Raw genomic sequence first — 8,230 nt, 5'->3', positions numbered from 1 at the left:
CCCCCCGCCACTTGCGACAGCGACAGGTCGATGACCAGGCGGGCGCCATTGCGGCGGGGGAAGATGGCGGCGATGGGGTTGGTGCCGAACAGCGGCCGCTTACCGCCCCAGGCGGGCATGGCCGCCGGCGAATTGCTCAACGCCAACGCCACCAGACCGGCGTCCGCCAGTGCTTCCAGGTGGTAGGCCGCTTCGCCAAAATGGTGGCTGTTGGCCACGCCGATGAAGGCGATGCCGTGTTCGCGGGCGCGCCGCGCCGCTTGTTCGACGGCCATCGCGCAGGCTGGAAACGCCAGCCCCGAACCCGCGTCGATCAGCGCCGCGCCGCCGCGTTCGTGCACGATGCGCGGCACGGCCGAGCCGATGGCGCGCCCCGCGCGCAAATGCCCCGCGTAGAACGGCACGCGCGACAGGCCGTGCGAGCTGATGCCCTGGCTTTCCGCGAAAACCAGGGCGCGCGCGGTGCTGTCGGCCATGGCCGGGTTGGCGCCCGCGGCGGCCAGCGCGGCGGCGGCCAGGTGTTGCAGTTCGTCCAGATAGATGTGAGCCATATCCTTCCTGTCAGAGGGGCGATTCACGCGCCCGCGCAAAAAAGCCGGGAAGGGGATGTCGCCGATAAAACGCATTTTCGCACCAGGCCGGCGCCCTTGCAGCATCTGCCGGCAATGCTAGAATTCCTGTCGCTGCACCCAATGCAGCATCCATATTTCGGCGCCGATTTGCCTGATCCGCTTGCGGGCGCCTTCCAATAAATCCAGCTAAAGAGGTCCGTATGACCACTCCTGCCCAACATTTGGCCGGTGCTCTGGCCGCTGATCCGGCCAGCGGGTTTGTTCCCGCCACCGTCACGACTTCCGACACCGTTGATCCCGGTTCCGTCGGCCTGGTCGCACCCATCTTCATCCACTTCGATGAACCGCTGCCGTTGCTCAGCGGCCAGTCGCTGGCGGCCTACGAACTTGCCGTGGAAACCTACGGCACGCTCAATGCGCAGCGCACCAACGCCGTGCTGATCTGCCACGCGCTGAACGCGTCGCACCACGTCGCCGGGCAAGCGGCCGACAACCCCGGCGATGTGGGTTGGTGGGACAACATGGTCGGGCCCGGCAAGCCGGTGGACACCAATATCTACTTCGTCATCGGCGTCAACAACCTGGGCTCGTGCTTCGGTTCGACCGGGCCGGCCAGCATCAATCCGGCCACGGGCAAGCCCTGGGGCGCGGCGTTTCCGGTGCTGACGGTAGAAGACTGGGTGCGCGCCCAGGCCCGCGTGGCCGACCACTTCGGCATCGAACGCTTTGCCGCCGTGATGGGCGGATCGCTGGGCGGCATGCAGGCGCTCAGCTGGGCCATCACCTTGCCCGACCGCGTGGCCAACTGCGTGGTGATTGCCAGCACGCCGCGTTTGTCGGCGCAGAATATCGGCTTTAACGAAGTGGCGCGCCGCGCCATCATCACCGACCCGGACTTCCACGGCGGCGACTACTACGCCGAAGACACGGTGCCGCGCCGGGGCTTGTCGGTGGCGCGCATGATCGGCCACATCACCTACCTGTCCGATGACGACATGGCCGAGAAATTCGGCCGCGCCCAACGTGCGCCGGCCGAGAACGGCGCCTACCATTACGGCTACGACGTCGAATTCGAAGTGGAGTCTTACCTGCGTTATCAGGGCGAGAAGTTCACCCGTTATTTCGACGCCAATACCTATCTGCTGATCACGCGCGCGCTAGATTATTTCGACCCGGCCCGCACCACGGGCGGCGACCTGGCGCGCGCGCTGGCGCCTGCCAAGGCCGACTTCCTGCTGGTGTCGTTTTCGACCGATTGGCGCTTCCCGCCCGAGCGTTCACGCGAAATCGTGCGCGCGCTGCTCAAGAACGCCAGCCCCGTCACCTACGCCGAAATCGATGCGCCGCACGGGCACGACGCCTTCCTGCTGGAAGACGCCCGCTATCACGCGGTGGTCCGTGGCTACTACGAACGCATCGCGCGCGAACTCGGCCTGACCCCCGACGCCGCGCAGACCGAAGGACGCTCCGAATGAATCCCGTAAGCCCCCGCTATGCCCATGCCGCACTGCGGCCTGACCTGGCGCGCATCGCCGGCTGGATCGAACCCGGCAGCCGCGTCCTGGACCTGGGCTGCGGCGACGGCGCGCTGCTGGCGCACTTGCGCGACCACCGTCAGGTGCGCGGCGCGGGCGTTGAGCTCGACGACACCTGCGTGATCGCGTGCGTGCGGCGCGGGGTGGAAGTCATCCAGCAGAACCTGGAAGACGGGCTGGCGCTGTTTGACGACAAACAGTTCGATACGGTGGTGCTGTCGCAGACCTTGCAGTCCATGCACCGCACCGAACACATCCTGCGTGAAATGGCCCGCGTGGCGCGTCACGGCATCGTGTCGTTTCCCAACTTCGGCTACTGGCCGCACGGTTGGGCCATCTTGCGTGGGCGCATGCCGGTCACCGGTCAGATGCCTTATCAGTGGTACAACACGCCGAACATCCACCTGTGCACCCTGCGCGACTTCGAACAACTGGCCGGCGAACTGAATCTGCGCATTCTTGAACGCGCCACGTTCAACGAGGGCCACGAGGTCAAGCTCTTTCCCAGCTGGCGCAGCACGCTCGCGGTGTACCGTTTTGCCACGCCCTGACATTCCGACACCGATCCTCCTGACGGCGCGCGGCAACAGGCCCTAAAATGCCGCAAGCCCGCGACGCAACGCCTGTTGCGCCGTGCGGCGCGTTTCAGGAGACCGTCATCACCGCTGTATCCAACGTCTATACCAGCCCCCGCGTGGCCCCCTTGCTGGTCCTGGGCTTTGCCAGCGGGCTGCCCTTGGCGCTGACCGGCGGTACCTTGCAGGCCTGGGCCACCGTCGAAAACGTGCCGCTGCAGGAAATCGGTTTTCTTACGCTGGTGGGCACCGCCTACACCCTCAAGTTTCTGTGGGCTCCCTTCGTAGACCGCTATGTGCCGCCGCTGCTCGGCCGGCGGCGCGGCTGGATGCTGGTAACGCAGCTGTTGCTGGCCATCACCATCATGGCGATGGGCGCGCTGTCGCCGTCCAGCGCCTTGATGCCGCTGGCCTTGCTGGCGGTGGTGGTCGCTTTCTTGTCCGCCACGCAGGACATCGCGTTCGACGCCTATTGCACGGACGTGCTGCGCAAGGAAGAACGGGGCGCGGGCGCCGCCGTGAAGGTGATGGGCTACCGGCTGGCGATGATCGCATCCGGTGGGCTGGCGCTGATCCTGGCGGACCAATGGATCGGCTGGGGCTACACCTATGTGCTGATGGGCGCGCTGATGCTGCTGTGCGCCGTGGCCACGCTGCTGGCGCCCGAACCCGAGCACGTCGCCCACGCGCCCCGCACGTTGGGCGCGGCCATTGGCGAACCCCTGCACGAATTCTTCACGCGGCGTGGCGCGCTGGCGATCCTGCTGCTGATCGTGCTGTACAAGCTGGGCGACGCGTTCGCGGGCGCGCTGTCCACCACCTTCCTGATCCGGGGCGCGGGCTTCACGCCGACCGAGGTCGGCACCGTGAACAAGGTGCTGGGCCTGGCGGCCACCATCGTGGGGGCGCTGGCGGGCGGGTCGCTGATGGCGCGTTGGGGCTTGTATCGGTCGCTGATGGCCTTCGGGCTGTTGCAGGCGGTGTCGAACCTGGCGTATTGGCTGATTGCGGTCAGCCCCAAGAATCTGTCGCTGATGGCTGCCGGCGTGGGCATTGAAAACCTGTGCGGCGGGCTGGGGACGGCTTCGTTCGTGGGCTTGTTGATGGCGCTGTGCCAACGCCGGTTTTCGGCCACCCAGTTTGCATTGCTGTCGGCGCTGTCGGCCGTCGGCCGTACCTATCTGGCGGGGCCCCTGACTCCGCCGCTGGTCGAGCGCCTGGACTGGCCGGGGTTTTTCCTGCTGACGGTGCTGATCGCGCTGCCGGGGCTCGTGCTGCTGCATAGGCTGCGCGGCACGATCGACACGATGGAAAAGCAGGGCGAACAGGCCTGAGGGCGGGGGCTCGGCGCATAAAAAAGGCGGCGCACCAGGCGCCGCCTTTTTATTGTCGACCGCGCGTTTGCGTCAGTCTTCGTCGTGCAGGCGGACGATCAGCACGTCGCTGGGCAACGATTCCAGCAGGCGTTCGGCCACGCTGCCGATGGCGGTGCGCAGGATGCCCGTGCGGCCGTGCGTGCCGGTCACGACCAAGTCAGAGCGATGGTGGAAGGAATATTCCGACAAGACCGTTTCGGGCTGGCCGGCTTCCAGCACCACCTTGGGCGGCGTCAGCCCCGCCAGTTCCGGCGTGCTGGCCGTGAATTCCCGCGCGCTTTGCTCGGCTTCCTGGTGAAAGCTGCGCGAGACGGCGTCTTCAGGCGTGTTCTTGCCCTGAAACGGCACGTCGTAGGCGTGGAACAGCGTCAGGTTGGCGTTGGGCGCCAATTGCAGCGCCGCGCGCAACGCATGGCGCGAGCCATCGGAAAAGTCGGTGGCGACCAGCACGTCGCGATACGGCCGACGCGGCCGGGTCTTGACCACCAGCACCGGCTGGCGCGCCTGGCGCACCAGTTTTTCGACGGTGGTTCCCAACAGCAGCCGGCCCAGCGTTTCGTCGCGGGCAGTGCCGGTGACGATCAGCGAGCAGCCGAAACTGTCCGCGGTTTCGGTGATGTGCGCCAGCGGATCACCGGACACCACCACCACTTCGGTGGGGACATCGGCCGCGGCCAGATCCTCCGCCAGCTCGCGTTCGGCCAGCGCCTTGTGGTCGCTGGACAACCGCCGCCAGACCGGGGTGGTCAGGCGCGCCGACGTGGCATGGTTTTCCATGACGTGCAACACGATCAGTTTGGTGCCCAGTTCCTTGGTCAGCTGCAAGGCGCGGTCCAGGGCGCGATCGCCGCGCGCGCTCAGGTCCGTGGCCAACAGGATGGGGCCGATTTGCTGTGTCATACGTTATCTCCCGGTTGTAGCCAGAGTGGCGACTCCCGCGTCCGCCAGCCTGGCAGGTACCTCCCTTGCGGGGGCAATGCCCCATTGTCTCGCCGCGACGCGGACTGGGGATTGATCGATATCAACGCACGGTCCAGCGTAAGCGATGAGGTCCAGAGCCGCAATGGCCGCTTGCGCCGGGTCAGGCTCAATACAATGGGCGGGTTCCATCACCGGCTTTCTTGATTATTCCCCCATGCTTTCCGACATTTCCCCCTTGTTGCTGCACACGTTGTACCTGGTCGCCATCGTGGCCGAGGCCATGACCGCGGCGTTGTCGGCCGGGCGCCGCGACATGGACTGGATGGGGGTGTGCATCATTGCGTGCGTGACGGCGCTGGGCGGCGGATCGCTGCGCGACGTCTTGCTGGGGCATTACCCGCTTACCTGGGTCATCCACCCGGAATACCTGTGGATGACCGGCGGCGCGGCGATTCTGACGGCCTTGATCGCGCCGGTGATGCGGCGCTTGCGCAGCCTGTTCCTGCTGGCTGACGCGCTGGGGCTGGTGGCGTTCACCGTGATCGGCTGCCAGGTGGCGCAGATGATGCAGTTGCCGATCACGGTCGTGCTGATCAGCGGCATGATCACCGGCTGCGCGGGCGGGGTGCTGCGCGACGTGCTCTGCAACGAGGTGCCGCTGCTGTTTCGCAAGGAGCTTTACGCCAGCGTGTCCGTGGTGACGGGGGCGCTGTATCTGGGCGGGCAGTCGTTGGGCCTGTCGGCCAACGCGGCCGTGCCGCTGGCGCTGGCCGCCGGTCTGGCCTTGCGGCTGCTGGCATTGCGCTTTAACTGGCAGATGCCCAAGTTCGTGTATCGCGACGACTGGGACTGAGCTTGCCGCAGCGCTCCCCGTTTTACTTGCCGGGGGCCGCGCCGGCCCTCTGCAACAATTTTCTTATTTGTGTTTCAATAAATTTCTAGTATCTTTCGGTCTCTCAACACATGCCTCGGGCAGTTCAAGGGGAGCCGATTGGACGTTAAAGCGCCCGCCACGATTCCGTATTTCCTGCAGGAACAGATTCGTGACTTGATAGTGGACGGCACTATCCGGCCCGGCCAGCCCTTGCGCGAGCAAGAGCTTGAGCAGCGGTTCGGCACCAGCCGCAGCCCCATCCGCGAAGCCCTGCGGCTGTTGGAACTGAGCGGCCTGGTCACGCATATTCAACGCAAGGGCTTTCGCGCCACGCTCTATACCGAAACGCAGATCCGGCATCTGTACGGGTTGCGCGCCGAACTTGAAGCCTATTGCCTGCGGCAGCTGGCCGACATGGACGACCTGGCGCCGCTGGTGGCCGAACTGCGCAGCTACGACGAGGCTATTGCCGCGTCGATGGCCAAGCAAGACGCGCGCGCCTGCATCGCCGCCGCGAGCGAGTTCTATCTGGCTTGCGCCCGCTACACCGGCAACACGCCGCTGACCAGCATGTTGAGCAAGCTTTACGAACAAGTCGAGCCGCTGCGATTCCTGCTGGCCCGGCGCTCGATGGAAGACCACGCCATCCAGTCGTACACACACGGCATCACGCTGGCGCTGGCCAACCGCGACGTGGACCGCGCGGCCCAGCTGACGCGCACCTACGTGCACGAAGTGCTGCCCAGCATTGTCCAGGCGTATCTCGAAGCCGCCGAACAGGCCGCGCTCGAGGCAAACCCGCGATACCGCGCGTAGCCGCATCCCGGTCACGGCGGGCAGGCGCCCGCTTGCCCTGGCGCGCGGCAACCAGCCTGTCAGGCCGGCCCCGCGCGTGCGTTCGGATTACTTGGCGAACAGCGAATCCATGTTCTTGAACGCCTTGAATTCCAGGGCGTTGCCCGACGGATCCAGGAAGAACATCGTGGCTTGTTCGCCGACTTCGCCCTTGAAGCGGATGTACGGCTCGATGACGAATTCCGTGCCCGCGTCGATCAGGCGCTTGGACATGGCTTCCCACTGTTCCATCGACAACACCGCACCAAAATGGCGGACCGGCACGTTGTGCGAATCCACGGCGCTGGTCGCGTTGTGGCCGCATTCGCTGGGGGCCAGGTGGGCAACGATCTGGTGGCCGTAAAAGTTGAAGTCGATCCATTCGGGCGAGCTACGGCCTTCCGGACAGCCCAGTTTTTCGCCGTAGAAGGCGCGGGCTTCGGCCAGGTCGCGGACCGGAAAGGCCAGGTGGAACGGCGGCAGGTTGGTTTGGGCGGTCATGAAAACTCCGGGGTCATTCAAAAAGGTCGGACTGCGGATCCCGCAGGGTGCAGCGTGCTGTGTTTAGCACCAGCGCCTAGTTTAGGTATTGTTTTTTTGATTGAAAAACGATATTTTTTGTGTCTTAGGCCCAAAAAAATTGATTGTTCATGATCAAGGAATTCAAGACCTTCATCGCCGTCGCACGGGATGGCACCTTCACCGGCGCCGGCACGCACCTGGGGCTGACGCAGTCCGCCGTCAGCGCCCAGATCAAGCGGCTGGAGGAATATTTGGGGGTGGCGTTATTCGATCGGGGTGCGCGTGCGGCCGTGCTGAACGCCCATGGCCGCGAAATGTTGCCGCAGGCCGAAGAACTGGTGGCCATGGCCGAACGCCTGGTCACCACAGCGGGGGCGGGGCAGGTCAGCGGGTCATTGCGCATTGGCGCCATCGCCTCGGTGCAGCACGATTTGCTGGTGGACGCGCTGGGCCGCTTTCGCGCGGTGTATCCCGATGTGCGAGTGCGCATCGTGCCCGGCGTGTCGCTGTCCCTGCTGGGGCAGGTGGACGCGGGTGAGGTCGACATGGCGGTGCTGATCCGTCCGCCCTTCGCCTTGCCGCCCGAGCTGGGTTGGCAGCGGCTGCTGAGCGAGCCCGTGGTGCTGGCCATGCCCCAGGCCATGCCGCTGGCGCCCTGGCGCGATGTGCTGGCCACCCAGCCGTTCATTCGCTACGACCGGGCGTCGTTCGGCGGGCGCGTGGTGGATATTTTTCTAAAGAAACATCGCATCAACGTACACGAGGCCGTCGAGCTGGATGAAATAGACGCCATCGCCAACCTGGTGCGGCACGGGCTGGGCGTGGCGCTGTTGCCGCAATTGCGTGGGCTGGATCTGGCGGGCTTGCGGCTGGTGCCCTTGGGAGAGCACGCGTTTCACCGGGATATCGGCATCATCGGCCGCCTGCCGTTCGACAATGGCAGCGTGCGCGAGAAAATGGCGGAATGCCTGGTTGCGGCGGCGCAGACCGAAACACAGCCACAGCCACAGCCACAGCCACA

At 65.5% G+C, this 8,230-nt stretch carries 8 protein-coding genes, 1 pseudogene and 1 riboswitch; of the genes and pseudogenes, 6 read left to right on the top strand and 3 right to left on the bottom strand.

Annotation, left to right across the window (positions count from 1 at the left end):
* Positions 1–551: pseudogene (locus ACNPP0_RS24080) on the bottom strand (Ldh family oxidoreductase); the annotation flags it as partial.
* Positions 552–701: 150 nt separating this feature from the next.
* Positions 702–783, top strand: a riboswitch (SAM riboswitch).
* Between ACNPP0_RS24080 and metX the strand changes: the two are divergent.
* The 3 genes from metX to ACNPP0_RS24065 all read left to right on the top strand — a co-directional run bounded on the left by metX (position 773) and on the right by ACNPP0_RS24065 (position 4,016).
* Positions 773–2,047: a homoserine O-succinyltransferase MetX gene (gene metX, locus ACNPP0_RS24075; RefSeq protein ID WP_332612413.1), complete on the top strand. Its 1,275-nt coding sequence runs from the start codon at positions 773–775 to the stop codon at positions 2,045–2,047. (Overlaps the previous riboswitch by 11 nt.)
* Positions 2,044–2,658 carry a methionine biosynthesis protein MetW gene (metW, locus tag ACNPP0_RS24070; protein WP_332612412.1) on the top strand — a complete coding sequence of 205 codons (615 nt, stop codon included), beginning with the start codon at positions 2,044–2,046 and terminating at the stop codon, positions 2,656–2,658. Before metX ends, metW begins: the two co-directional genes overlap by 4 nt.
* Positions 2,659–2,705: 47 nt before the next feature.
* The gene (locus ACNPP0_RS24065) at positions 2,706–4,016 is read left to right on the top strand and encodes a muropeptide transporter (protein WP_332612410.1); all 1,311 of its coding nucleotides are present in this window, start codon (positions 2,706–2,708) and stop codon (positions 4,014–4,016) included.
* A 72-nt stretch (positions 4,017–4,088) separates the two neighbouring features.
* Here the strand turns inward: ACNPP0_RS24065 and ACNPP0_RS24060 are convergent, their stop codons facing one another.
* Positions 4,089–4,958, bottom strand: coding sequence for a universal stress protein (locus ACNPP0_RS24060; RefSeq protein WP_332612409.1), 870 nt, complete (start codon positions 4,956–4,958; stop codon positions 4,089–4,091).
* Between the two features lie 235 nt (positions 4,959–5,193).
* On the opposite strand from ACNPP0_RS24060, the gene ACNPP0_RS24055 reads away from it, so the two are divergent.
* Together ACNPP0_RS24055 and ACNPP0_RS24050 are read left to right on the top strand one after the other, a co-directional pair.
* Positions 5,194–5,832: a trimeric intracellular cation channel family protein gene (locus tag ACNPP0_RS24055; protein ID WP_046806581.1), complete on the top strand. Its 639-nt coding sequence runs from the start codon at positions 5,194–5,196 to the stop codon at positions 5,830–5,832.
* Between the two features lie 138 nt (positions 5,833–5,970).
* On the top strand, positions 5,971–6,669 hold the full coding sequence (locus ACNPP0_RS24050) for a GntR family transcriptional regulator (protein ID WP_332612407.1): 699 nt from the start codon (positions 5,971–5,973) through the stop codon (positions 6,667–6,669).
* 87 nt (positions 6,670–6,756) lie between these two features.
* On the opposite strand, the gene ACNPP0_RS24045 is transcribed toward ACNPP0_RS24050, so the two are convergent.
* A complete protein-coding gene (locus ACNPP0_RS24045; RefSeq protein ID WP_046806579.1) occupies positions 6,757–7,188 on the bottom strand; it encodes a VOC family protein in 432 nt (143 codons plus the stop codon).
* A gap of 149 nt (positions 7,189–7,337) precedes the next feature.
* On the opposite strand from ACNPP0_RS24045, the gene ACNPP0_RS24040 reads away from it, so the two are divergent.
* On the top strand, positions 7,338–8,230 hold an 893-nt coding region (locus ACNPP0_RS24040; protein WP_448707217.1), incomplete at its 3' end, for a LysR family transcriptional regulator.

The sequence above is a fragment of the Achromobacter semiaridum genome (assembly GCF_053543755.1).
This window is presented reverse-complemented; position numbering and strand designations above follow the sequence as displayed.